This is a genomic window from Clostridium tagluense, assembly GCF_003865095.1.
In the GTDB taxonomy this organism is placed as follows: domain Bacteria; phylum Bacillota; class Clostridia; order Clostridiales; family Clostridiaceae; genus Clostridium_AD; species Clostridium_AD tagluense.
The window spans coordinates 1-571 of sequence record NZ_BHYK01000123.1 but is presented as its reverse complement, the minus strand read 5'-3'; the positions used below and the strand labels follow the sequence as shown (position 1 = coordinate 571).

General features: G+C 33.8%; 1 protein-coding gene. It reads left to right on the top strand.

Going from position 1 to position 571, the window contains the following annotated elements; translation table 11 throughout:
• Window positions 1-187: 187 nt before the first annotated feature.
• Window positions 188-505: a DUF6618 family protein gene (locus Ctaglu_RS24805; RefSeq protein ID WP_125006733.1), complete on the top strand. Its 318-nt coding sequence runs from the start codon at window positions 188-190 to the stop codon at window positions 503-505.
• Window positions 506-571 lie beyond the last annotated feature (66 nt).

The following is a 571-nucleotide window of genomic DNA, read 5'->3' as shown; positions in this document are numbered from 1 at the left end:
ATAATGCCATTTTAGCTGCATACAGAAGCTGTACTGGTTCTATAAGACGTCTAAATATGATATTAACAAAGGCTTTAATAATAGGTGCACAGCACGAAAAAACAGTGATTGACACTGACACAATAATGGCTGCCGCCAATGAATTATCGCTTCGGTAATCGTAGATTAGTTTTTAGGAGGATTGTCTATGCTAATTAAATTTGAGTGTACAATGAAAACGGGCAAAAAAATAGAAAATTGGTCTGGGATGATAACTAAATTAACTGAATTTGGAAGTCATTATGAGCTTAAGATTGAAAGTAGAAGTGGCTTTATTGTAGTTATAGGCAAAACAAATTATGGCAATTTTGCTTGTATCCCTGATTATGATGTAGGCTGTCATCTTTCTACCTTAAACGATTTATTTTGGAACTCTGAACGCTTATGTGAAATTATGAACAAAGTAGATGCGATAACGGTGGCTCATGCCTTACAATCTATAGCCGAACATATTAATTTAAACTAACATACTTGGGTAGCTATTATTGCTACTCATTTTTTATATAAAAGTAGCCTGCCGGCTAAAAGAAAT

Bases quoted from the DNA above. Each gene is read 5' to 3' on its own strand.
- Ctaglu_RS24805 (WP_125006733.1), top strand. From the start codon at position 188: ATGCTAATTAAATTTGAGTGTACAATGAAAACGGGCAAAAAAATAGAA.